The following is a 22,798-nucleotide window of genomic DNA, read 5'->3' as shown; positions in this document are numbered from 1 at the left end:
ATCATGACTATTAAAGCCATCAACGTGCGCAACCAGTTCAAAGGCTCGATCAAGGAAATCGTCCTCGGCGACGTGCTGTCGGAAATCGACGTGCAAACCGCTTCGGGCATCGTCACTTCGGTGATCACCACGCGTTCGGTCAAGGAGCTGGAACTGGTGGTGGGCAGCGAAGTGATCGCCTTTGTGAAATCCACCGAGGTGTCGATCGCCAAGTTGTAAGCCAGTGAGTAAAAAACAACCCCGGAGGGCGTGAGCCCTTCGGGGTTTTTTGTGTCTGGCTTGAAATCGGCGGCGCGGCCTTCGCGAGCAAGCTCGCTCCCACAGGTTCTGTGTTGTTCACAGGTGTTGTGTTCAGCACAAATCACTGTGGGAGCGAGCTTGCTCGCGAAGGGGCCGGTAAGGGCGCTAGAGATCTCTTTTGGGCAGATAAGGTGGCAGATACAGGCCGATATAGGCATCAAACACGCGCATCCCTTCCTCGGCCATGCGCGGGGTGATCTGCCCATGCTGCTGCACCGAGCGCGCATACACCCGGTCGCCCAACTCCATCGCCAAGGCAAACACATCAACATCCTCCGGCAGCCTCGGCAACTCGAAGTGATGATTGAACAGCTTGTGCATCAGGTCGCCCAGCTCAATGTCGTGCTGGCGGTCTGCCTGAGTCACTTCGGTCAAACCGTGCTGAGCGAGAATCAACTGACGTGCGGCGGCGTCTTCGTCGTAGATCTCCAGCATCCGTTGCTCGACCAACCGCGACAGATCGCGCCAGTCGCGCAGCGCTTCGTGATCGATCGGCGCTTGCAGGCAGGCGCGAAACGCCGCATGAACATCCGCCGTCAGCGCTTCGAGCAAGGCCGGTACGCTGGCGAAAAAGTGGTACACGGAGGAGGGCGGAATCTGCGCGCGCTCGGCGACGCTGTAGATCGAAAGACTCGCCACACCCTCGGCGGCCAGCAACGTGCGCGCGGCGTCGAGTATCGAATCGATGCGCGCCTGACTGCGGGCACGGGGTTTGCGAACGGGGGCGGGACGCGTCATGAAAGTCTCCTGCGGGGCAGCGGGCATTGTACGAGCCGGCTTCCGTGTTGTCTGCCAGTACCCTGTGGCGAGGGGATTTATCCCCGATGGGTTGCGAAGCAGCCCCAAAGCCATCCCACTCGGTGTGTCAGGAGTATCCAGCTCTCAGGTTTTACGACTGCTGCGCAGCCGATCGGGGATAAATCCCCTCGCCACAGGGTTTGTGTTTGGCCATAAAAAAACGCCGTTGGCTGAATCAGCCGACGGCGTTCTTTTTGGTGCTACAACCGCTTAAACGGTATGCAAATACCAGTTGTACTCAAGGTCGGAGATGGAGTGTTCGAACTCCTCCAGCTCGCTTTCCTTGCAGGCGACGAAGATATCGATGTACTTCGGATCGATGTACTTGGCCATCACCTCGCTGTCGTCCAGCTCGCGCAGGGCATCGCGCAAGTTGTTCGGCAGGCTTTGCTCGTTTTGCTCGTAGCTGTTGCCTTCGACAGGCGCGCCCGGCTCGATCTTGTTGGTCAGACCGTGGTGCACGCCGGCCAGTACCGAAGCCATCAGCAGGTACGGGTTGGCGTCGGCGCCGGCCACGCGGTGTTCGATACGTACGGCATCGGACGAGCCGGTCGGTACGCGAATCGCCACGGTGCGGTTGTCCAGACCCCAGCACGGCGAGTTCGGCACGTAGAACTGTGCGCCGAAACGACGGTAGGAGTTGACGTTCGGGCAGAGGAAAGCCATCTGCGCGGGCAGGGTCTCGAGCACACCGCCGATCGCGTGACGCAGCGCGGCGTTCTGCTCGGGATCCTCGCTGGCAAAAATGTTTTTGCCTTCTTTATCCAGAATCGAAATGTGTACGTGCAGACCATTACCTGCCTGGCCCGGGTACGGCTTGGCCATGAAGGTGGTGTCCATTTCATGGTCGTAAGCGATGTTCTTGATCAGACGCTTGAGCAGTACCGCGTAGTCGCAGGCCTTGATCGGGTCGGCGACGTGGTGCAGGTTCACTTCGAACTGCGCCGGGGCACTTTCCTTGACGATGGCGTCGGCCGGGATGCCTTGCTCTTTCGCGCCTTCCAGAATGTCCTGGAGGCAGTCGACGTATTCGTCGAGGTCGTCGATCAGGTAGACCTGAGTCGAGTGCGGACGTTTACCGGAGATCGGCGAGCGTGGCGGCTGTGGACGGCCGTTCACGTTTTCCTGGTCGATCAGGTAGAACTCGAGTTCGAATGCGGCGCAGATGGTCAAGCCCAGCTCGTCAAACTTTGCAACAACTTGACGGAGCACTTCGCGCGGATCGGCGAAGAAAGGGTCGCCTTCGAGTTCGTGCATGGTCATCAACAGTTGCGCGGTTGGGCGCTTCTGCCATGGCTCGTTGCACAGAGTATCGGGGATTGGATAGCAGATTCGATCGGCGTCGCCGATGTCCAGACCCAGGCCGGTGCTTTCCACCGTGGAGCCGTTGATGTCCAGAGCAAATAGAGAGGCCGGCAGGTTGATGCCTTTCTCGTAAACCTTGTGGAGACTGGTGCGTTCAATGCGCTTGCCGCGCACCACACCATTCATATCCGCAATCAGAAGGTCAACGTACAGAACCTCAGGATGTTCCTTAAGGAACGCGTTCGCTTCGTTAAGCTGAACGGCACGCGGGGGTACCGACATGATGCAACACCTTTGTTGTTAAAAATATCAATCATTGATCTTTTCTGGTTTCAGTCAACCCGAACGGCCTGCCGAAGTCAAGCGAGGCCTTTTTTGCCCTAAAAAAGCGCTGCAAGGGCATTTATGGGGCACTTTGGGGCGCTTTTGAGACGCCGGGACGCTTGCCACCCGCGGGCTTGAGCAGGCCGTGTTGTATTTTTTACGGGGGTGTTGTGTAAAAAAATGAACAAGGCTAAGCTCGGATCAAACCCATAACAGCAATAATACCGGGGTGCTTCATGTCTCGCCTGCCGTTAATCGGCATCACCGACTGCTCGCAACAGTCCGGTCTGCATGCTTATCACATCAGTGGCGACAAATCCGTCCAACGCTCCGCCAATAAGGCGCGCAGCCTGTCGACGAGGTTCTCGTCAGCAGCAGGCAAAACGGCAGCGTCCGATATTCTGGACGTACGACAAGGCACTCTGTTTATGGCGTCCCCTTCCAATATAGATCTCTTTTACTCTCAAAGCCTGTGCCGGCTGCCAAGCCGTGCTCACGATTCTGCACGCCTGAACTGTGCACAGGAAATGCAACGCCAGCGTAAAGGGCAGGTAAGCTCCTCTTTCATTGTCTATGCGCGGTGCCTGGCGTAAGCCCGCACTGCGCACAAGCAAGCCCTTTATCGCGACGCCCCGGCGTCAAACTTTGCCTGACATAGCGTCAGGAGACTCAGCCCAGAGGCATCTATGAGTAACAACCTCGACCAGCTCACCGATTGGTTGAAAGACCACAAGATCACAGAAGTCGAATGCATGATCGCCGACTTGACCGGGATCACCCGTGGCAAGATTTCGCCGACCAACAAGTTCATCGCCGAAAAAGGCATGCGCCTGCCAGAGAGCGTTCTGTTGCAGACGGTGACCGGCGATTACGTCGAAGATGACATCTATTACGAACTGCTCGACCCGGCCGACATCGACATGATCTGCCGTCCCGACCAGAACGCCGTGTACATGGTGCCGTGGGCCATCGAGCCGACCGCGCAGGTGATCCACGACACCTACGACAAGCAAGGCAACCCGATCGAGCTGTCGCCGCGCAACGTCCTCAAGAAAGTCCTCAAACTCTATGCCGACAAGGGCTGGCAGCCAATCGTCGCGCCGGAGATGGAGTTCTACCTGACCAAGCGCAGCGACGACCCTGACTATCCATTGCAGCCGCCAATCGGTCGCTCGGGCCGTCCGGAAATCGGTCGTCAGTCGTTCTCGATTGAAGCGGCGAACGAATTCGACCCGCTGTTCGAAGACGTCTACGACTGGTGCGAACTGCAAGAGCTGGATCTCGACACGCTGATCCACGAAGACGGCACGGCGCAGATGGAAATCAACTTCCGTCACGGCGACGCACTGTCGCTGGCTGACCAGATTCTGGTGTTCAAACGCACCATGCGCGAAGCCGCGCTCAAGCACGATGTGGCTGCGACCTTTATGGCCAAACCGATGACGGGCGAGCCGGGCAGTGCGATGCACTTGCACCAGAGCATCATCGACATCGAAACCGGCAAAAACGTCTTCTCTAATGAAGACGGCACCATGAGCCAGCTGTTCCTGCACCACATCGGTGGTTTGCAGAAACTGATTCCTGAGCTGTTGCCGTTGTTCGCGCCGAACGTCAACTCGTTCCGCCGCTTCCTGCCGGACACCTCGGCACCGGTGAACGTGGAATGGGGCGAAGAAAACCGCACCGTGGGTCTGCGCGTACCGGATGCCGGCCCGCAGAACCGTCGCGTCGAAAACCGCCTGCCGGGCGCCGACGCCAACCCGTACCTGGCGATTGCCGCGAGCCTGCTCTGCGGTTACATCGGCATGGTCGAAGGCCTCAACCCGAGTGCGCCAGTGGTCGGACGCGGTTATGAACGCCGCAACCTGCGCCTGCCGCTGACCATCGAGGATGCACTGGAGCGTATGGAAAACAGTGCAACCATCGAGAAGTACCTGGGCAAAACTTTCATCACTGGCTACGTCGCGGTCAAGCGGGCCGAGCATGAAAACTTCAAGCGCGTGATCAGTTCGTGGGAGCGCGAGTACCTGCTCTTCGCCGTCTGATACGCCGGGCGCGGCGTGCAGACGCCGCGCCTTCACCGATAACAAGGAGAATTGGCATGACCAGCAACAACCCGCAAACCCGCGAGTGGCAAGCACTCAGCAATGATCACCACCTGGCGCCGTTCAGCGACTTCAAGCAGCTGAAAGAGAAAGGTCCGCGGATCATTACCAGCGCCAAGGGCGTGTACCTGTGGGACAGCGAGGGCAACAAGATCCTCGACGGCATGGCCGGTCTGTGGTGCGTGGCCATCGGTTACGGTCGTGATGAACTGGCCGACGCCGCCGCCAGACAGATGCGTGAACTGCCGTACTACAACCTGTTCTTCCAGACCGCGCACCCGCCGGCACTGGAACTGGCCAAGTCGATCGCCGACGTGGCGCCAGAAGGCATGAACCATGTGTTCTTTACCGGTTCCGGCTCCGAAGGCAACGACACCATGCTGCGTATGGTTCGCCACTACTGGGCGATCAAAGGCCAGCCAAACAAGAAAGTCATCATCAGCCGCAAGAACGGTTATCACGGTTCGACCGTGGCCGGCGCGAGCCTCGGTGGCATGACCTATATGCACGAACAGGGCGACTTGCCGATCCCGGGCATCGTCCACATCGCGCAGCCGTACTGGTTCGCTGAAGGTGGCGACATGTCCCCGGAAGAGTTCGGTATCTGGGCGGCCAATCAGCTGGAAGAAAAGATTCTCGAAGTCGGCGTCGACAACGTCGGTGCCTTTATTGCCGAGCCGATTCAGGGCGCCGGCGGCGTGATCATTCCGCCAGACACCTACTGGCCGCGCATCAAGGAAATTCTCGCCAAGTACGACATCCTGTTCGTCGCGGACGAAGTGATCTGCGGTTTCGGCCGTACTGGTGAGTGGTTCGGTAGCGATTTCTACGACCTCAAGCCTGACATGATGACCATCGCCAAAGGCCTGACCTCCGGTTACATCCCGATGGGTGGCCTGATCGTGCGCGACACCGTGGTGGCAGTGCTCAACGAAGGTGGCGATTTCAACCACGGCTTCACCTACTCCGGTCACCCGGTGGCGGCAGCGGTGGGTCTGGAAAACATCCGCATTCTGCGCGACGAAAAAATTATCGAGAACGCGCACAACGAAACGGCACCGTATTTGCAGAAACGTCTGCGGGAACTGAATGATCACCCGTTGGTGGGTGAAGTTCGCGGCGTCGGTCTGTTGGGGGCCATCGAGCTGGTGCAGGACAAGGCCACTCGCAAGCGTTACGAAGGCAAGGGCGTCGGCATGATCTGCCGTCAGTTCTGCTTTGATAACGGCCTGATCATGCGCGCTGTCGGCGACACCATGATCATCGCGCCGCCGCTGGTGATCAGCAAAGCGGAGATCGATGAACTGGTTACAAAGGCACGCAAGTGCCTGGATCTGACCCTCAGTGCGTTGCAGGGCTAAGTGCTAGGCTCTGAGCGGGGGAGCTGCGGCGCTCTCGCTCAAAGCTGTCAGAAAGGCTGGTCTTTTCTTGAAAGACCGCCTCGGATCTTGCCAGACTAGCCGCGGTTCCAGTTGTCCGGGTTCGGCCGCTGAACAAAGTGGTTCAAAAAAAGAAAATTTGGAGCATTACGCATGAAGGCATTAGGCAAAAAGCTCGCTGGCAAGACTCTGCTCGCCATGTCCCTGATGGGAATCATGGCGGCTGCGGCTCAGGCGGACGACAAGGTGTTGCACGTCTACAACTGGTCGGACTACATCGCTCCGGACACCATCAAGAAGTTTGAAGACGAGTCGGGCATCAAAGTCGTTTACGACGTCTTCGACAGCAACGAAACCCTCGAAGCCAAACTGCTCGCAGGCAAGTCCGGCTACGACATCGTCGTACCGTCGAACAACTTCCTCGCCAAGCAGATCAAGGCCGGTGTTTACCAGACGCTGGACAAGTCCAAGCTGCCTAACTGGAAAAACCTCAACACCGATTTGCTCAAAGCCGTGTCGGTCAGCGACCCGGGCAACGAGCACGCTTTCCCGTACATGTGGGGCTCGATCGGTATTGGCTTCAACGCCGAGAAGGTCAAGGCTGCACTGGGTGCCGACGCACCTGTCGATTCGTGGGATCTGATCTTCAAGCCGGAAAACGCGGCCAAGCTGAAATCCTGCGGCATCAGCCTGCTCGACTCGCCAACCGAGATGATTCCGGTGGCGTTGCACTACCTGGGCCTGCCAACCGACAGCCAGAAGAAAGAAGACATCGACAAGGCTGAAGCGCTGATCATGAAGGTGCGTCCTTCGATCGCTTACTTCCACTCGTCCAAGTACATCTCCGACCTGGCCAACGGCAATATCTGCGTCGCCGTCGGTTACTCGGGTGACATCTACCAGGCCAAGTCCCGCGCGGCTGAAGCCGGTGACAAGGTGAAAGTCAGCTACAACATTCCGAAAGAAGGTGCGGGCAGCTTCTACGACATGGTCGCCATCCCTAAAGATGCCGAAAACGTCGAAGGCGCCTACAAGTTCATGACCTTCCTGCAGAAGCCGGAAATCATGGCGGAAATCACCAACGCCGTACGCTTCCCGAACGGTAACGCCGCTGCAACGCCACTGGTTGATAAAGACATCACCAGCGACCCGGGCGTTTACCCACCGGCTGACGTACTGGCCAAGCTGTACGCGATCGCCGACTTGCCGGCCGCAACTCAGCGGATCATGACCCGCAGCTGGACCAAGATCAAATCCGGTAAATAAGCCGGTTTGAAGCAATAACCGCTGGCCGTCGCCCTCGCGATGGCGGCCAGCGGATCAATTAAATGACAAAAGTTTTGCTGGAACGGTTTTTCGAGGGTAAGTTGCGCGCCGGTTTTGTTGCCGGGCAGCCATGGCTGTCATGCAGCGCGGGGCAACTTGGGCCCAACTAATTTAGAGGACCTCCACTTGCCTATTTTTTCTTCTTTGCGCAATGCCCTGCTGGCCACTGCCGGCCTGACGATTGCTGTCGGTGCCCAGGCCGCCGGTACGGTGCATATTTATAACTGGTCGGACTACATCGGCGAGACGACCCTGGCTGACTTCCAGAAAGCCACCGGGATCAAACCGGTTTACGACGTGTTCGACTCCAACGAAACCCTGGAAGGCAAACTGCTGGCCGGGCGCACCGGTTACGACGTGGTCGTGCCGTCGAACCACTTCCTCGGCAAGCAGATCAAGGCAGGCGCGTTCCAGAAGCTCGACCGCTCACAACTGCCGAACTATTCGAATCTAGACCCGGCGTTGCTCAAGCGTCTGGAGCAGAACGATCCGGGCAACCTGTACGCCGTGCCGTACCTGTGGGGCACCAACGGCATCGGTTACAACGTCGATAAAGTGAAGGCTGTGCTGGGTGTCGACAAGATCGATTCCTGGGGTGTTTTGTTCGAACCAGAGAACATCAAGAAGCTGCAAAGTTGCGGCGTAGCGTTCCTCGATTCGGCGGATGAAATGATGCCGACCGTGCTTAACTACATGGGCCTGAACGCCAACAGCACCAATCCCAAGGACTACGAAAAAGCCACCGCCAAGCTGCTCGCGGTGCGTCCTTACGTGACCTACTTCCACTCCTCGAAATACATCGGCGACCTGGCCAACGGCGACATCTGCGTGGCCATCGGTTTCTCCGGCGATATTTTCCAGGCGAAGAACCGCGCAGCCGAAGCCAAGAAAGGCGTGAACATCGCCTACTCGGTGCCGAAAGAGGGCGGCGCGTTGTGGTTCGACATGCTGGCGATTCCGAAGGATTCGTCGAACGTGAAGGAGGCTCATGCCTTCATCAACTATTTGCTGAAACCTGAGGTGATTGCCCAGGTCAGTGATTACGTCGGTTACGCCAACCCTAACCCTGGGTCGGACAAACTGATGGAACAGTCCATCCGTACCGATGAGTCGGTGTACCCACCGCAGGCCGTTATCGACAAGGCCTACGTGTCGACCGAGTTGCCACCGAACATTCAGCGTCTGATGACCCGCAGCTGGACCAAGGTCAAGTCGGGGATGTAAGGCACACACTATCCTGGGTTCGCCTTGCGGGGCGGACTGCATTGTTTTTATCTGGGAGTTTCGTAAATGGCAGTTGCCTCCGGCGCCTATAAGAAAGCCCTCGAGGGCGACCAGACACCGAAACAGGTGTTGGTCAAAATCGACCGGGTCACGAAGAAGTTCGACGAGACGATTGCCGTGGACGATGTGTCCCTGGAAATCAAAAAGGGCGAAATCTTCGCTCTGCTCGGCGGATCGGGATCGGGCAAATCCACTCTGCTGCGGATGCTGGCAGGGTTCGAACGGCCCACGGAGGGGCGCATTTTCCTCGACGGCGTCGACATCACCGACATGCCGCCGTACGAACGTCCGATCAACATGATGTTCCAGTCGTACGCCTTGTTCCCGCACATGACCGTGGCGCAGAACATTGCCTTCGGCCTCAAGCAGGACAAGATTCCGGCGGCTGAAGTCGATGCCCGCGTGGCCGAAATGCTCAAGCTCGTGCAGATGAGCCAGTACGCCAAGCGCAAGCCGCATCAACTGTCCGGCGGTCAGCGTCAGCGTGTGGCACTGGCGCGTTCGCTGGCCAAACGGCCGAAGCTGCTGTTGCTCGACGAACCAATGGGCGCACTCGACAAGAAGCTGCGTTCGCAAATGCAGCTGGAACTGGTCGAGATCATCGAGCGCGTGGGTGTGACTTGCGTGATGGTGACGCACGACCAGGAAGAGGCCATGACCATGGCCGAGCGCATCGCGATCATGCACCTGGGCTGGATCGCCCAGATCGGCAGCCCGATCGATATCTACGAAACCCCGACCAGTCGTCTGGTCTGCGAATTCATCGGTAACGTCAACATCTTCGAAGGCGAAGTGATCGACGACGCCGAAGGCCACGCGACCATCACCTGCAAAGACCTTGATCGGCAGATCTACGTCGGCCACGGCATCAGCACTTCGGTGCAGGACAAATCGGTGACTTACGCGATTCGTCCGGAGAAGCTGCTGGTCACCGCCGATCAACCGACCTGCGAGTACAACTGGTCGAGCGGCAAGGTGCACGACATCGCCTATCTGGGTGGTCACTCGGTGTTCTACGTCGAGTTGCCGAGCGGCAAACTGGTGCAGTCGTTCGTGGCCAACGCCGAACGCCGTGGCGCACGTCCGACCTGGGGTGATCAGGTTTACGTGTACTGGGAAGACGACAGCGGCGTGGTACTTCGCTCATGAACATGCGCAAATTCAAACGCCGCATCAACCGAATAATCCCCAGTGGCCGGCAACTGGTCATCGGGGTTCCGTTCATCTGGCTGTTCCTGTTCTTCATGTTGCCGTTCTTCATCGTTTTGAAGATCAGCTTCGCCGAAGCCGATGTGGCGATTCCGCCGTACACCGAGATCTACACCTTCGTTGAGCAGAAGCTGCAACTGCTGCTGAACCTGGGCAACTACGCGATGCTGGCGGGCGACGAGTTATACATCGCCGCCTACCTCGGCTCGTTGAAGATGGCGCTGATCAGCACCGTCCTCTGCCTGTTGATCGGTTACCCGATGGCCTATGCCATCGCCACCGCCCGTAAAGAGATGCAAACGGTGCTGGTGCTGCTGATCATGATGCCGACCTGGACGGCGATCCTGATCCGCGTTTACGCGTGGATGGGCATCCTCAGCAACAACGGCCTGCTCAATGGTTTCCTGATGAGCATGGGCTTTATCGACGAGCCGCTGCAGATCCTCAACACCAACCTCGCGGTGTACATCGGTGTTGTCTATTCGTACCTGCCGTTCATGATCCTGCCGCTGTACGCCAACCTGGTGAAGCACGATCACAGCCTGCTGGAAGCCGCTTCCGACCTCGGTTCGAGCACTTTCAACAGCTTCTGGAAAATCACCATTCCGCTGTCCAAGAACGGGATTATTGCCGGCTGCATGCTGGTGTTCATCCCGGTGGTGGGCGAGTTCGTGATCCCGGAACTGCTCGGTGGTCCGGAAACCCTGATGATCGGTAAAGTGCTCTGGCAAGAGTTCTTCAACAACCGTGACTGGCCGGTGGCGTCCGCGCTGGCGGTGGTGATGCTGGCGATCCTGATTGTGCCGATCATTCTGTTCAACCGCAGTCAGGCCAAGGAAATGGAGGGTAAAGAATGAAGCGCATCCGTTTCTCCAGCCTGATGCTGGTACTGGGTTTGTTGTTCATCTACCTGCCGATGCTGATCCTCGTGATCTACTCGTTCAACGCCTCGAAACTGGTGACGGTGTGGGGCGGCTGGTCGATCAAGTGGTACGTTGGCCTGCTCGACAACACCCAACTGATGGGCTCGGTGGTGCGCTCGCTGGAAATCGCCTGCTACACGGCGGTGGCAGCGGTGGCGCTGGGTACGCTGGCGGCATTCGTGCTGACCCGTATCACTCACTTCAAGGGGCGCACGCTGTTCGGCGGCCTGGTGACTGCGCCGTTGGTCATGCCCGAAGTGATCACCGGTCTGTCGCTGTTGCTGCTGTTTGTGGCCATGGCGCAGATGATCGGCTGGCCGCAGGAACGCGGCATCGTCACCATCTGGATCGCGCATACGACGTTCTGTGCGGCGTACGTGGCGGTGGTGGTGTCGGCGCGTCTGCGTGAGCTCGACCTGTCGATCGAAGAAGCGGCGATGGACCTTGGCGCGCGTCCGTGGAAGGTGTTCTTCCTGATCACCATCCCGATGATCGCGCCATCGCTGGCGGCGGGCGGCATGATGTCCTTCGCCCTGTCGCTGGACGATCTGGTATTGGCGAGCTTCGTTTCCGGCCCGGGTTCGACGACCCTGCCGATGGAAGTGTTCTCGGCGGTGCGTCTGGGCGTGAAGCCTGAGATCAACGCCGTGGCGAGCTTGATTCTGTTGGCGGTATCGATCGTGACGTTCCTTGTCTGGTTCTTCAGCCGCCGTGCCGAAGAAGCGCGCAAGAAAGCCATCCAGCAAGCCATCGAAGAAAGCGCTGCCGATTCGTGGAAGCAACCGGACGTACGCCGCGCGCCTGCGCCGGAAGCGGCCTAACAGCAAAAGATCGCAGCCTGCGGCAGCTCCTACAGGGAACACATTCCAATGTAGGAGCTGCCGCAGGCTGCGATCTTTTGATTTTGCCCTCAGTTCACCCAAGGGGAATTGCGGATGACTTCGACGAAGTTCATCGGTTTGAACCCCGGCACCTGATCCTTCAGCACATCGGTCTTCACGTTGCCAAACGTGGTCTGCGGACGATGGCGCAAGCCGTCGGCGAACGCGCAGATGATGCATTCCTTGAAACCTTCCCCACGTGGATGCGCATGCACCACCGCTTCGCGCTGCACGGTGCTGAACGCCGCGTAATCCATGCCCAGCACGTCCATCTCGACACCCGCCGTCACCAGCGCCACGGTCGGCCGCAAGTGTTTCGGCACGCCCGGTGTGGTGTGCAAGGCGATCGATAACCAGACCTGCTCGATGTCGTCATCGCTCAAACCGTACGGCTTGAGAAACGCCGCCGCCGCGTTGGCGCCGTCCACTTCAAAACGCTCGTCAGCGCTGCGATGGCCTTCGACCAGCCCGAGGTCGTGGAACATCGCGCCGACATAGAGCAGCTCTGGATCGTAGGCCAGTTGCTGGCGTTCACCGCTCAGCGCGCCGAACAGAAATACCCGGCGCGAGTGGTGGTAAAGCAGATCGGATTCGATGTCGCGGATGTACTCGGTGGTGGCGCGGGCGAGGGCGCTGTCGGGGATTTTGATGCCGGCGATGGTCGTGCTCATGGTGCTTTCCTTTCTGAAAGCGCCGTCGTGGCGCTGATGGGGAAAGTCTGTTCCCGACGCTGCAAGCGAACAATCGGCGCATGGCTGCGATCCTTGCCAATCCACCTGCAAATCGTGCCAAGCTAAAAGATCGCAGCCTTCGGCAGCTCCTACATGAGAAAGCGGACACCTGTAGGAGCTGCCGAAGGCTGCGATCTTTTGCTCTTGAAAGGGAATCCACAGCCATGAACAAAACCGTCGCCATCGTGGTGTTCGCAGGTGTGCAGTCGCTCGACGTCACCGGCCCCATGGATGTGTTCGCCGAGGCTAACCGCTTCCTCGCGCCGGAAGATCACTATCGGCTGGAAGTGATCGGTCTGGAAAGAATACCGATGGCCTGTTCCAACGGCTTGATCCTCAACGCCCATCGCCATTTCAGCGAAGCGCTGGACGCCTACGACCTGCTGCTGGTCGCCGGCGGGCCGCAACTGCCGTTCATGGATTTCGGTGCGATGTTCGACACCTGGCTGCGCGACGCCTGCGGTCGCGCTGAGCGTTTCGGCTCGATCTGCAACGGCGCTTTCATGCTCGCCCGCGCCGGGTTGCTGGAAGGGCGCACCGTGACCACGCACTGGAACGATGCCGAAGCCTTGGCGCAGTTGTGTCCATCGACGCAGGTGGACGCGGATCGTTTGTACGTCGAGGACGGCACGCTCTACACCTCGGCCGGGGTGACGGCGGGGATCGATCTGTCGCTGTATTTACTGGCGCGTGATCACGGTGCTGAAGTGGCGCTCAGTGTGGCGAAGCGGCTGGTGGTGTTCACTCAGCGCTCGGGCGGGCAGTCGCAGTTCAGCCCGTTCCTCACGCCGCACGCGGAGCCGACGTCGGCGGTGGCGATGGTGCAGTTGTACGTGCTGGCCAATCTGACCGGCGATCTGACCATTGCCGATCTGGCCAACGCGGCGAACATGAGCGCGCGTAATTTCTCGCGCGTGTTTGCCCGGGAAGCGAAGGTGACGCCGGCGGAGTTTGTCGAGCGGGCGCGAGTGGATGCGGCGCGGGTGATGCTGGAGAGCACGGCGGCGCCGTTGAAGACGGTGGCGTATCAGTGCGGGTTTCGCGATGCGCAGCATATGCGCGGGGTGTTCAATCGACGGTTGGGCGTGACGCCGCAGCAGTTTCGGCTGAATTTTGCGGTGATGGTTTGACCCTCACCCCAGCCCTCTCCCAGAGGGAGAGGGGGCCGATTCGGGGATATTGGGGAGATACGCCGACGTGATGTTGCTGTATCGAATCCATAATCGACTCGATCTCTCAAGTCGGTGTATAGCGAAAGACACCTCGGTCAGTCCCCTCTCCCTCCGGGAGAGGGCTAGGGTGAGGGGCTTTTAAGGTTTCGCCCGCATCGGCAACAGCTTCAACGTATTGTGCGTATTCGCCGTCACCTCTTCCTCGCTGAAGTGCGCCTGCACATAAATCCCGTCAACATACGCCTCAGCCTGATCGTCATAGTGACTGTCAAACGGCACACCACTCTGCCCAACCGGGTTAATCGTCAATCCATGCGCCGGATCCGCAAAATCCACCAAGCGCCGCGTCGACGGCCCATACGTCACTGGCCACGGCGCCGGACCGATCTTCGCCGAAAGATTGTTTGGCACCTCATGACTGCCCGGCGCCGCAAACGGCCCGACGTTGAAAATCCGATCCAGCGGCTTCTGCTGCCCCAACGGATGGCCATGCGTGAGCGTATGCGCCGCGCCCCATTTCCACTCGGCAGTGTTGTCGCCGAGGGTCAGCTTCAAGTGCTGCATGCTCGCCTGCCACGCCGTGCGCACAACATCAGCGCGAGTCTCTTTGGCCGGCGTGTTGCGGTTATCCCACCACGGCGAATCAGCGTTCGCCGCCAGTCGTGGCAGCGCCGAATCGATCACCCGCGTCGACAACAGCGTGTCGAAAAACTCATTACCCAATTCATCACGCATCGCCGCATCGGCGAGGTCGTAGAGGAACTGGCTAAACACCGTCGCACTCACCGAATCCAGCGGATAGTCACCCGGCCACTGCGCCAGTTGCTCGACCAGTTTCAACTGCGCCGGATCGCTCACCACTTCACGCAGCACCGGCAGCAAAGGCGCCAACACGCGCGGGCCGTAACCGGTCGCCGTGCCGAGTTGCAGTTTCTGATTGGCCTCGTTCGTCCACTTGATGTTCTTGTCGCTGAGCTGACGATTGAGCTGCTGCCCACGATCGGCGAGGTTGTAGTAACCAGGAATCTCCATACCGGTCGGCGACAGCGGCTGGAAGTTGGCCGAGACGATGTAGCCGCGTGCCGGGTTCTCTTCCTGCGGGTTGGCGCTGAACGGGTAGTAACCGTCCTTGTCGGCCTGATTGCTGCTGCCGTCGAGAATGAATTCCGGCCTTACCCCGGCCGGGCGTTTGGGCAGCAACGCCGACGCCCACCAGGCGATATCACCCTTGGCGTTGGCGTAAACCAGGTTCAGTCCCGGCGCCTGCACTTTTGCGGCAGCCGCGCGGGCCTTGGCCAACGTGTCAGCGCGGTTGAGCTGATAGAAACCTTCGAGGATCGGGTTCGGCGTTTCGAGGAACGCCCACCACATCGCGATCGGCGTCTTGCCCGCTGCAGTGCCGAGCGCGTCGTTGACGATCGGGCCGTGGGGCGATTGGCGCAGGGTGAGGGTCACCGGCGATTGGCCCTTCACATTGATCTGCTGTTCGCTGACGACCATGTCCGTCCACTGGCCGCGATACCAGACCTGATTGGCATTGTCCGGATTGACCTTCTCGGCGATCAGATCCAGATCGTCGTTCTGGAACATGGTCAGGCTCCAGCCGAAATCGAGGTTGTGCCCCAGAAACGCAAACGGCACCAGCGCCTGATGATGGCCGTACAGCTCAAAACCCGGCGCCGACAATTGTGCCTCGTACCACACCGACGGCACCGAGAAACGAATGTGCGGGTCTCCGGCCAGCAGCGGTTTGCCGCTCTGGCTGCGGCTGCCGGCAATCACCCAGGCGTTGCTGCCTTCGAACTGCGGCAAGCCGTTGTCGATCAGCGCTTGTTCGCTGAGGCGGGCGAGGGTGTTGAGGTCTTTCCAGTCACCGGCGGCGAGGGTCGGCGTCGATGTGCTGTGGCCTTTGGCGAGCACGCCTTTGGGCTGCCAGTCGAGATCGAAGACGTTGAGGTAATCGGCGCCGAGTTGATCGCGCACATAGGTCAGCAGCGGCTCGGTACGAAACGCGGCGGCAAAGCTGTAAGCCATGTAACCGGCGACGCTGATGCTGTCTTCAGCGGTGAACGGCCGTTTCGGGATGCCCAGCACGTCGAACTCGATCGGCGCGGCGTGGGTGTCCTGATACTGGTTGATGCCATCCAGATAGGCTTGCAGGGCCTTCCACGACGGCGACTGTTTATCGAGGCTGGCGACGTAACTGGCAGCGCGCTCACGGATGCGCAGGCTGCGGAACAGCTTGTCGGTATCGAGCAGTTTTGGCCCGAGCACCTCGGCCAGTTCGCCACGGGCGAGGCGGCGCATGGCTTCCATCTGGAACAGACGATCTTGCGCATGCACATAACCGAGGGCGCGGTAGAGGTCGGTTTCATTTTCGGCGCGGATGTGCGGCACGCCGCGCTCGTCGTAGCGCACGGTCACCGAACCCTGCAGGTTGCGCAGTTCGACCTGACCCTGTCGCGTCGGTTGTTTGCTGTAGACATACCAGCCGGCGCCGGCGAGCAGAACAACGATGAGCAGGGCCAGTACGGTGAACACGCGCTTCATGGTGACTCCTTGTGCTTGCGGGATTGCCGCCCGTCGGGCTGCAAACAATTAGCACAGTCCATCTGTGCCGTGCAGTGCTGTCCTCGAAAAGTCCGGAATGCCTTACTGCGCTTCCACCGGCCACGGGCAATAACAGCCGACCGCCAAAGTGTGCGTGGCATTCACCGGGCGATCGTCGGTCAGCGCGTTGAGGATTGGTTCGATAAAACTGTTGCTGGAGTTGCAGGTCAGGCCTTCGCTGTACGGGCCGAAGTACGCCAGTTTGCCGCTGCGATCCCAGATCGCCACGGCCGGGCTGGCGGGCACTTGCTCGGAGCCGGGCAAGATCGTGAGGGTTTTCAAGCTGCTGAGCGTGGCGGGCAACTGGCCGTGGCTGCCGGCTCTTTGCACGGCAAAGAACTCGACGCCCTTGGCGCTGAATTGCTCGACCATCTCGGTCAGGTGCTGTTGATTGCCGACGTTGCACGGGCAGGCCGGATCCCAGAAATGCACCAGCCGAATCGGCCCGGGCCCGGCGAGATCATCGGGCAGGCGCAGCGGATCACCGGAAAACACCGCGGTGTGTTCGCTGAACGCGCGCAGGTAACGACCCTGAAACCAGTCGTACGCCGCCCACAGCACCCCGGCACAAATAAGCGCGAGCAGGCTGGCAAACAGTGCGGTGCGGTAGGGCGAACGCATGGTTTTCGATCCCAAAGAGGTGGGCTAGCTTGCCATGCTTGCCTCGACAGATGAATATCGCAGGCCGATAAAGTCTGTTTACCGTTTTGGAATCTTTGCATGCCTGCCACTTTCGACCCCGATCAAATACGCGCCAGCCTCAAGCCGTTGGCTGAGTGGCAGCCGTTGTCGGATGAGGCCAAGGCGTATCAGCGCTTCTATCAGACTGACTTTCCCGAGCGCGATTTGTGGTGCGGCATGGGCCGTTTCGAAGTCGATGGCTACGAACTGGTCAGCCATTGCTGGTGGCCGGAGAAGGTCAAGGCGACGCTGTTTTTGCTGCACGGTTTTTACGATCACGTCGGGCTCTATCGGCATGTGATCGAGTGGGCGCTGGATCAGGATTTTGCCGTGATCGCCTGCGACTTGCCGGGCCATGGTCTGTCGAGCGGGCCGCGCGCGAGCATTCGCGACTTCTCCGAATATCAGGACACCCTGCAAGCGTTGTTCGCCGAAGCGCGTTCGATTGCACTGCCTGAGCCGTGGCATTTGTGCGGGCAGAGTACCGGCGGCGCGATTGTGGTTGATCATTTGCTCAACCATGGCGAGAGCAGTCCGGCGCAGGGTCAGGTGATTTTGTTGTCGCCGCTGGTGCGACCTCGGGCGTGGGGTTGGTCGCAGCTGAGTTATTACGTGTTGAGGCCGTTTGTTCGAGGCATCGCGCGGCGTTTCAGCGAGAACTCGAATGACCCGGATTTCCTGCCGTTTCTGCTGAAAGATCCGTTGCAGCCAAAACGCTTGCCGACGGCGTGGGTCGGGGCGTTGTCACGCTGGATCGTGCGCGTTGAACACGCGAAAAAAAGTCCGCGTCGGCCGCTGATCATTCAGGGGCAGGCGGACATGACAGTGGACTGGCAGCACAATTTGCAGGTGTTGAAATGGAAGTTTGATCGGCCGCAGATTCTGCTGCTGGCGGAGGCGCGGCATCATCTGGCGAATGAGACGGTGGAAATGCGCGAGGAGTATTTCGAGTTTCTGAGCAAGCGGATCAGGGGGCGCAATCTGTAGTGCCTGTGAGGGCCTCTTCGCGAGCAAGCTCAGCTCCTACAAGGGGAGCGTAATCCCGTAGGAGCAAAGCTTGCTCGCGATGGCGGTCTATCTGGCGAAGAAGATCACTGCCCAACCGCCAACCCCGCCCGAATCGCCGCCAGCGCCGCCTGATAATAAGCCTTGCCCTCAGCCGATTCGGCAAACGTCGCAAACTCTTCCAGCTCTTCATCCGACAAGTCGCGATAAACGTAAAGCAGCGTGTTGTTCATGTCCGCGCCAATCTGATCCATCAGGCGCTGACGCTGACCGTTCAACATGCTCTGCGCCTGACCACCGCCGAGCAATCCCGGAATCATCGAACTCAAACTGTCTGCCGCGACGCCGGCAATCGCCAGGCTCACTTCGGCGCCCGCTTCACGCGCGGGCAAGGCTTGAGCGAGGTGGCCGATGATCAGCAGACGGCTGTCGCTGACCTGCATCTTCGGCAGGCCTTTGGCGTTTTTCGCCAGTTGATCGCGACGGGTCGCGAGCAATTCGGCGGCGACGATTTTTTTGCCCAGTGGCGATTGAAAGAAGGTCAGCGCCGGTTTCGGGTCGGCGAGGTTCTGCCGCAGTTGCGCTTCGGCGCGTTGATCCACGGCCTGCGGGGCAAAGCGCTGATTGCTGTTGTTCAGCAGCGCTTGAAACACGGCGGGCGGCAGGCTGTTTTGATAGCGCTGCTGGGCGGCCGTCAGGGCGTCGTTGAAATGCGCGCGTTGTTCTGGCCAGCCGGCGACCTTGTACAGCTGATCGTGGCCGTCCGCCCAGGCGGGCAAAACACAGAACATCAACAGTGAAAAAAGCAAACGGCGCATAGGGACTCCTGTCAGCAGCGGACTATTCTCCGTGCGGTGCCGGTACTTGTCGAGAATTCGTATCAAGCCGCTGCGTGGCTCTGTCGGATTTTTAGCCGGCGGCATACTATGCGCGCCATGCAAATATCCTCTGAACACCCGCTGCTGTTACGCATTGTCGACGACCTGGCCGATCACGGCTGGTCGCAGCAGAACATTTTCCTGCCCGCCGGTTTGACCCGCGAGTTGGCGGCCGAGTGCCGTAAACGCGAGGCCGAAGGTGAACTGGCGCCGGCAGCGGTGGGGCGTGGGCCGTTTTCAGAGATTCGCGAGGGGATTCGTGGCGATCATATCCAGTGGATCGACCCGGGTCAGGCCGAGTCCAGTGACCGTTATCTGAATCTGATGGAGAGCCTGCGCGAGGCGCTCAATCGTGGCTTGTTCCTTGGCCTCGAAGATTTTGAATGCCATTTCGCCCTGTATCCGCCGGGTGCGTTCTATCGCCGGCACGTCGACCGTTTTCGCGACGATGACAAGCGCATGGTCTCGGTGGTGGTTTACCTCAATGACGCCTGGCTGCCGGAGGACGGTGGGCAGTTGCGCATGTACCTGAGCGATGAACGCGTGCATGACGTGCAGCCCACTGGCGGTTGTCTGGTGGTATTTCTCTCCGGTGAAGTGCCGCACGAAGTGCTGCCGGCGAACCGTGAGCGTTTGTCGCTGACCGGTTGGTTCCGCCGTCGTGGCAACGAGCCGTTCTGATGGAAAAGATTCTGGTCAGCCGCTGCCTGTTGGGTCATCGCGTGCGTTACGACGGTGGCGCGAGCGGGCCGTTTGATTCGCTCGAGCAGTGGATTGCCGAAGGGCGCGTGGTGCCGTTGTGTCCGGAAGTCGCGGGCGGTTTGCCGACGCCACGGGCGGCAGCGGAGATTCCCGGAGGGCAGGGCGCTGAGGTGCTGGATGGAACTGCTGCGGTGATCACCACCGAGGGCGAGGACGTCAGTGCGCAGTTTCTGGATGGTGCGCGGCAGGCGCTGGCTCTCGTGCAGAAGCATGGCATTCGCGTGGCAGTGCTGAAAGCCAACAGTCCATCCTGTGGAAACCTGCTGACTTATGACGGGACTTTCAGTGGCGTGAAAGTCACTGGCGAAGGCGTGACGGCTGCACTGCTCAAGCGCCATGGCGTGCAAATCTTCAGCGAACTTGAATTGGCTGAGGCGGCGGTGGCTTTGGCTGCTTTGAACTGATCCGAAATCGTTGCCCTCACCCCAGCCCTCTCCCGGAGGGAGAGGGGGCCGACCGAGTTGTTCGGCGCCTTGCATCGACCTGAAAGACCTTATCGACTATGGATTCGACACAGCCATGACCAGTCGATTTCGGATTCGGTACATCCATTTCAGGTCGGCGTATCCCTTCAGCATCCCCCATTCAGTCCCCTCTCCCTTTGGGAGAGGGTTAGGGTGAGGGGCTTTTAAGGCTTCAACCACTTCTCGGTCAGCGCCGCCAAGCGCCCATCCGCCCTGATCCGCTGCATCGCGCTTTCAAGGCTGGCGTGAAACGCCGGGTTTCCCTTCTGAAACGGAATCGCCAATTCCACCGGCGCGCTCGCCTTCGGTTTGGCATCCGTCAACGCCTGCACCAGCACCATCGGTTGCGGCTGTGCCGGCTCATCCTTCTTCGCCAGCATCTGCGCCTCGACCTTGCCATAAGGCTCTACGTCGAAACGATCCTTGAGTTCGGCGGTCAGTGCTATGTGGTTGAGCGCAACGTCGTATTTGCCGCTTTCAACGCCCTGGTACAGGTCGGCTTCGTCGGTGACGATGAAGTCGGCGCGCACATCCAGCTCGTTGGCGAGCATTTGCCCCAGCTCGACCTCGAACCCCGTGAGTTTGTCGCCATCGTCCTTGTAATTGAAGGGCGGTGTATTAGCCTCAAGGGCTATGCGCAGCTCGCCGCGATCATTGACGTCATCTATAAGTTCGGCGTGAGCCAATGGGCTCAGAAGGGGTAGCAGGCAGATCAGGCCAGGCAGAAAACGCATGGTCACTCCTTTGAAATCATTATCGCGATGCTCTGATTCAGGCTCGCTTTGCTATGGTTGTCGAGTGCCTTCGACAACGAATGGTCATGAAGTTGTCATGACCGTGCGGATTTTACGGAAAAACTGGAGAAGAAAATGAAAAGCTTTATGTCACGTGCAGCATTGGCCGGTGTGCTGATGGGTGTTTCGGTGCTGGCCAGTGCTGCCACCCCTGCGCCAAAAGGTGCCGAAGTGTTCATCGTTTCTCCCGAGGACGGGGCCACGGTTTCCCAGCAGTTCAAGGTCAAGTTCGGTACCAAGGACGTCGCACTGGCACCGGCCGGTGACGTCACCGCCAACACCGGTCACCACCATCTGCTGATCGACGCCAAGGAAATCGTTCCGGCCGGCGCTGTGGTGCCGACTGACGCCAACCACATGCACTTCGGCAAGGCGCAGACCTTTGCTGAAATCAAACTGGCCCCGGGCAAGCACACCTTGCAACTGGAGTTGGGTGACAAGAATCACATGGCGTTCGACCCGCCAATCGTCTCGAAGAAAATCACCATCAACGTCGAATAAAAAAAGGGAGCCCTTTCGGGGCTCCCTTTTTTTATCAGCGGCGAGTTGCGAGCTACGAGCTTCAAGCAAAAGCTAAGCGAACATCACTTGTCGCTTGTCGCTCGCGGCTTGTAGCTGTTCTCAGAAAAGAACGCGGCTACGGATCGTGCCGTTGATGTGCTGCAGCTTCTCTTGCGCCAGATCCGAATACTCAGCGTCGACGTCGATCACCACGTAGCCAACCTTCTCGTTGGTCTGCAGGAACTGACCGGAGATGTTGATGCCGTTTTCGGCGAAGACCTTGTTGATCTCGCTCATCACACCCGGAATGTTCTCGTGGATGTGCAGCAGGCGGTGCTTGCCAGGGTGAGCCGGCAGGGCCACTTCCGGGAAGTTTACCGACGAAACCGAAGTACCGTTGTCGCTGTACTTGACCAGTTTCTCTGCCACTTCCAGACCGATGTTGGCTTGCGCTTCGGCGGTCGAACCACCGATGTGCGGGGTCAGAATCACGTTGTCGAGGCCACGCAGCGGGCTTTCGAACTCTTCGTCGTTGGAGCGTGGCTCCACCGGGAACACGTCGATGGCCGCGCCGATCAGGTGCTTGTCCTTGATCGCGTCCGCCAGGGCGTCCAGTTCGACCACGGTACCGCGAGCAGCGTTGATCAGGATGCCGCCCTTCTTGATGGCGCGGATTTCCTTCTCGCCGATCATCCACTGGGTCGCAGCGGTTTCCGGAACGTGCAGGGTGACGATGTCAGACATGCCCAGCAGCTCGGTCAGGTTACCGACCTGAGTGGCGTTGCCCAGCGGCAGCTTGGTCACGGTGTCGTAGAAATACACCTGCATGCCCAGGCCTTCAGCCAGAACCGACAGCTGAGTACCGATCGAGCCGTAGCCGACGATGCCCAGTTTCTTGCCACGGATCTCGAAGGAGTTGGCTGCGGATTTGATCCAGCCGCCACGGTGGCAGGAAGCGTTTTTCTCCGGGATGCCGCGCAGCAGCAGGATCGCTTCGGCCAGCACCAGCTCGGCAACGGAGCGGGTGTTGGAGTACGGCGCGTTGAACACGGCAATACCGCGCTCGCGGGCAGCACTCAGGTCAACCTGGTTGGTGCCGATGCAGAAACAGCCGACCGCTACCAGTTTCTTCGCGTGATCGAAGATCTCTTCGGTCAGTTGCGTGCGCGAACGAATGCCGATGAAGTGAGCGTCAGCAATCTTTTCCTTGAGCTGGGCTTCCGGCAGAGAACCGGTGAGGTACTCAATGCTGGTGTAGCCCGCCGCCTTGAGGACGTCGACAGCCGATTGGTGGACGCCTTCGAGAAGAAGGAACTTGATCTTGCTCTTATCGAGAGAAGTCTTGCTCATCTGCGTAAACCTGTAT

The 22,798-nt window shown here is 59.4% G+C and carries 22 protein-coding genes; 14 read left to right on the top strand and 8 right to left on the bottom strand.

Features of this window, described 5'->3' with window-relative positions; genetic code table 11:
* Positions 1-3 precede the first annotated feature (3 nt).
* Positions 4-219: a molybdopterin-binding protein gene (locus tag AD669_RS25910; protein ID WP_003229256.1), complete on the top strand. Its 216-nt coding sequence runs from the start codon at positions 4-6 to the stop codon at positions 217-219.
* 186 nt (positions 220-405) lie between these two features.
* On the opposite strand, the gene AD669_RS25905 is transcribed toward AD669_RS25910, so the two are convergent.
* Positions 406-1,038, bottom strand: a complete 633-nt coding sequence (locus tag AD669_RS25905; RefSeq protein WP_053124838.1) for a TetR/AcrR family transcriptional regulator — start codon at positions 1,036-1,038, stop codon at positions 406-408.
* A gap of 270 nt (positions 1,039-1,308) precedes the next feature.
* Positions 1,309-2,685: a glutamine synthetase family protein gene (locus tag AD669_RS25900; RefSeq protein ID WP_007913842.1), complete on the bottom strand. Its 1,377-nt coding sequence runs from the start codon at positions 2,683-2,685 to the stop codon at positions 1,309-1,311.
* Positions 2,686-2,963: 278 nt separating this feature from the next.
* Between AD669_RS25900 and AD669_RS28510 the strand changes: the two genes are divergently transcribed.
* The 8 genes from AD669_RS28510 (at position 2,964) to AD669_RS25865 (ending at position 11,774) form a co-directional block, all read left to right on the top strand.
* A complete protein-coding gene (locus AD669_RS28510) occupies positions 2,964-3,320 on the top strand; it encodes a glutamine amidotransferase (protein WP_156316191.1) in 357 nt (118 codons plus the stop codon).
* A 93-nt stretch (positions 3,321-3,413) separates the two neighbouring features.
* The gene (locus AD669_RS25895; RefSeq protein ID WP_007913846.1) at positions 3,414-4,772 is read left to right on the top strand and encodes a glutamine synthetase family protein; all 1,359 of its coding nucleotides are present in this window, start codon (positions 3,414-3,416) and stop codon (positions 4,770-4,772) included.
* Between the two features lie 56 nt (positions 4,773-4,828).
* Complete coding sequence (locus AD669_RS25890) at positions 4,829-6,193, top strand: aspartate aminotransferase family protein (RefSeq protein WP_053124836.1); 1,365 nt, start codon at positions 4,829-4,831, stop codon at positions 6,191-6,193.
* 171 nt (positions 6,194-6,364) lie between these two features.
* On the top strand, positions 6,365-7,477 hold the full coding sequence (locus AD669_RS25885; protein ID WP_053124834.1) for a polyamine ABC transporter substrate-binding protein: 1,113 nt from the start codon (positions 6,365-6,367) through the stop codon (positions 7,475-7,477).
* Between the two features lie 186 nt (positions 7,478-7,663).
* Positions 7,664-8,761 carry a polyamine ABC transporter substrate-binding protein gene (locus AD669_RS25880; RefSeq protein ID WP_053124832.1) on the top strand — a complete coding sequence of 366 codons (1,098 nt, stop codon included), beginning with the start codon at positions 7,664-7,666 and terminating at the stop codon, positions 8,759-8,761.
* Between the two features lie 66 nt (positions 8,762-8,827).
* Complete coding sequence (locus tag AD669_RS25875; protein WP_008085321.1) at positions 8,828-9,970, top strand: ABC transporter ATP-binding protein; 1,143 nt, start codon at positions 8,828-8,830, stop codon at positions 9,968-9,970.
* Positions 9,971-10,005: 35 nt separating this feature from the next.
* Entirely contained in the window at positions 10,006-10,887 is an 882-nt protein-coding gene (locus AD669_RS25870) for an ABC transporter permease subunit (RefSeq protein ID WP_172680169.1), read from the top strand.
* Positions 10,884-11,774 (top strand): ABC transporter permease subunit, encoded by an 891-nt coding sequence (locus AD669_RS25865; protein ID WP_053124828.1) that lies wholly within the window; start codon positions 10,884-10,886, stop codon positions 11,772-11,774. The genes AD669_RS25870 and AD669_RS25865 overlap by 4 nt, the downstream gene beginning before the upstream one ends.
* An 89-nt stretch (positions 11,775-11,863) precedes the next feature.
* On the opposite strand, the gene AD669_RS25860 is transcribed toward AD669_RS25865, so the two are convergent.
* Positions 11,864-12,505 carry an HD domain-containing protein gene (locus AD669_RS25860; protein WP_053124826.1) on the bottom strand — a complete coding sequence of 214 codons (642 nt, stop codon included), beginning with the start codon at positions 12,503-12,505 and terminating at the stop codon, positions 11,864-11,866.
* 224 nt (positions 12,506-12,729) lie between these two features.
* On the opposite strand from AD669_RS25860, the gene AD669_RS25855 reads away from it, so the two are divergent.
* The gene (locus AD669_RS25855) at positions 12,730-13,695 is read left to right on the top strand and encodes a GlxA family transcriptional regulator (protein WP_053124824.1); all 966 of its coding nucleotides are present in this window, start codon (positions 12,730-12,732) and stop codon (positions 13,693-13,695) included.
* Positions 13,696-13,875: 180 nt separating this feature from the next.
* On the opposite strand, the gene AD669_RS25850 is transcribed toward AD669_RS25855, so the two are convergent.
* Both AD669_RS25850 and AD669_RS25845 read right to left on the bottom strand, forming a co-directional pair.
* Positions 13,876-16,287, bottom strand: coding sequence for a penicillin acylase family protein (locus AD669_RS25850; protein ID WP_053124822.1), 2,412 nt, complete (start codon positions 16,285-16,287; stop codon positions 13,876-13,878).
* A 102-nt stretch (positions 16,288-16,389) separates the two neighbouring features.
* The gene (locus AD669_RS25845; RefSeq protein ID WP_053124820.1) at positions 16,390-16,968 is read right to left on the bottom strand and encodes a DUF6436 domain-containing protein; all 579 of its coding nucleotides are present in this window, start codon (positions 16,966-16,968) and stop codon (positions 16,390-16,392) included.
* 99 nt (positions 16,969-17,067) lie between these two features.
* Between AD669_RS25845 and AD669_RS25840 the strand changes: the two genes are divergently transcribed.
* Positions 17,068-18,015, top strand: a complete 948-nt coding sequence (locus tag AD669_RS25840; RefSeq protein WP_053124818.1) for an alpha/beta hydrolase — start codon at positions 17,068-17,070, stop codon at positions 18,013-18,015.
* A gap of 104 nt (positions 18,016-18,119) precedes the next feature.
* On the opposite strand, the gene AD669_RS25835 is transcribed toward AD669_RS25840, so the two are convergent.
* Complete coding sequence (locus AD669_RS25835) at positions 18,120-18,851, bottom strand: DUF2059 domain-containing protein (RefSeq protein ID WP_053124817.1); 732 nt, start codon at positions 18,849-18,851, stop codon at positions 18,120-18,122.
* Between the two features lie 108 nt (positions 18,852-18,959).
* Here AD669_RS25835 and AD669_RS25830 point away from each other — a divergent pair, with 108 nt between their 5' ends.
* On the top strand, positions 18,960-19,592 hold the full coding sequence (locus tag AD669_RS25830) for a 2OG-Fe(II) oxygenase (RefSeq protein ID WP_053124815.1): 633 nt from the start codon (positions 18,960-18,962) through the stop codon (positions 19,590-19,592).
* On the top strand, positions 19,592-20,077 hold the full coding sequence (locus AD669_RS25825) for a DUF523 domain-containing protein (RefSeq protein ID WP_053124813.1): 486 nt from the start codon (positions 19,592-19,594) through the stop codon (positions 20,075-20,077). Before AD669_RS25830 ends, AD669_RS25825 begins: the two co-directional genes overlap by 1 nt.
* Before the next feature lie 224 nt (positions 20,078-20,301).
* On the opposite strand, the gene AD669_RS25820 is transcribed toward AD669_RS25825, so the two are convergent.
* The gene (locus AD669_RS25820; RefSeq protein ID WP_053124811.1) at positions 20,302-20,871 is read right to left on the bottom strand and encodes a transporter substrate-binding domain-containing protein; all 570 of its coding nucleotides are present in this window, start codon (positions 20,869-20,871) and stop codon (positions 20,302-20,304) included.
* Between the two features lie 135 nt (positions 20,872-21,006).
* Between AD669_RS25820 and AD669_RS25815 the strand changes: the two genes are divergently transcribed.
* Entirely contained in the window at positions 21,007-21,432 is a 426-nt protein-coding gene (locus tag AD669_RS25815; RefSeq protein WP_053124809.1) for a DUF4399 domain-containing protein, read from the top strand.
* 120 nt (positions 21,433-21,552) lie between these two features.
* Here the strand turns inward: AD669_RS25815 and serA are convergent, their stop codons facing one another.
* Positions 21,553-22,782 carry a phosphoglycerate dehydrogenase gene (gene serA / locus AD669_RS25810; RefSeq protein WP_053124806.1) on the bottom strand — a complete coding sequence of 410 codons (1,230 nt, stop codon included), beginning with the start codon at positions 22,780-22,782 and terminating at the stop codon, positions 21,553-21,555.
* Positions 22,783-22,798: the final 16 nt, after the last annotated feature.

This window comes from Pseudomonas sp. P1.31, from assembly GCF_001269815.1.
GTDB classification, from domain to species: domain Bacteria; phylum Pseudomonadota; class Gammaproteobacteria; order Pseudomonadales; family Pseudomonadaceae; genus Aquipseudomonas; species Aquipseudomonas rustica.
The sequence above is the reverse complement of the archived record's forward strand: the minus strand, read 5'-3'. Positions and strand labels throughout refer to the sequence as shown.

Coding starts and splice junctions, on each gene's coding strand:
- AD669_RS25910 (WP_003229256.1), top strand. CDS start 4: ATGACTATTAAAGCCATCAACGTGCGCAACCAGTTCAAAGGCTCGATC.
- AD669_RS25905 (WP_053124838.1), bottom strand. CDS start 1,038: ATGACGCGTCCCGCCCCCGTTCGCAAACCCCGTGCCCGCAGTCAGGCG.
- AD669_RS25900 (WP_007913842.1), bottom strand. CDS start 2,685: ATGTCGGTACCCCCGCGTGCCGTTCAGCTTAACGAAGCGAACGCGTTC.
- AD669_RS28510 (WP_156316191.1), top strand. CDS start 2,964: ATGTCTCGCCTGCCGTTAATCGGCATCACCGACTGCTCGCAACAGTCC.
- AD669_RS25895 (WP_007913846.1), top strand. CDS start 3,414: ATGAGTAACAACCTCGACCAGCTCACCGATTGGTTGAAAGACCACAAG.
- AD669_RS25890 (WP_053124836.1), top strand. CDS start 4,829: ATGACCAGCAACAACCCGCAAACCCGCGAGTGGCAAGCACTCAGCAAT.
- AD669_RS25885 (WP_053124834.1), top strand. CDS start 6,365: ATGAAGGCATTAGGCAAAAAGCTCGCTGGCAAGACTCTGCTCGCCATG.
- AD669_RS25875 (WP_008085321.1), top strand. CDS start 8,828: ATGGCAGTTGCCTCCGGCGCCTATAAGAAAGCCCTCGAGGGCGACCAG.
- AD669_RS25865 (WP_053124828.1), top strand. CDS start 10,884: ATGAAGCGCATCCGTTTCTCCAGCCTGATGCTGGTACTGGGTTTGTTG.
- AD669_RS25860 (WP_053124826.1), bottom strand. CDS start 12,505: ATGAGCACGACCATCGCCGGCATCAAAATCCCCGACAGCGCCCTCGCC.
- AD669_RS25855 (WP_053124824.1), top strand. CDS start 12,730: ATGAACAAAACCGTCGCCATCGTGGTGTTCGCAGGTGTGCAGTCGCTC.
- AD669_RS25850 (WP_053124822.1), bottom strand. CDS start 16,287: ATGAAGCGCGTGTTCACCGTACTGGCCCTGCTCATCGTTGTTCTGCTC.
- AD669_RS25845 (WP_053124820.1), bottom strand. CDS start 16,968: ATGCGTTCGCCCTACCGCACCGCACTGTTTGCCAGCCTGCTCGCGCTT.
- AD669_RS25840 (WP_053124818.1), top strand. CDS start 17,068: ATGCCTGCCACTTTCGACCCCGATCAAATACGCGCCAGCCTCAAGCCG.
- AD669_RS25835 (WP_053124817.1), bottom strand. CDS start 18,851: ATGCGCCGTTTGCTTTTTTCACTGTTGATGTTCTGTGTTTTGCCCGCC.
- AD669_RS25830 (WP_053124815.1), top strand. CDS start 18,960: ATGCGCGCCATGCAAATATCCTCTGAACACCCGCTGCTGTTACGCATT.
- AD669_RS25825 (WP_053124813.1), top strand. CDS start 19,592: ATGGAAAAGATTCTGGTCAGCCGCTGCCTGTTGGGTCATCGCGTGCGT.
- AD669_RS25820 (WP_053124811.1), bottom strand. CDS start 20,871: ATGCGTTTTCTGCCTGGCCTGATCTGCCTGCTACCCCTTCTGAGCCCA.
- AD669_RS25815 (WP_053124809.1), top strand. CDS start 21,007: ATGAAAAGCTTTATGTCACGTGCAGCATTGGCCGGTGTGCTGATGGGT.
- serA (WP_053124806.1), bottom strand. CDS start 22,782: ATGAGCAAGACTTCTCTCGATAAGAGCAAGATCAAGTTCCTTCTTCTC.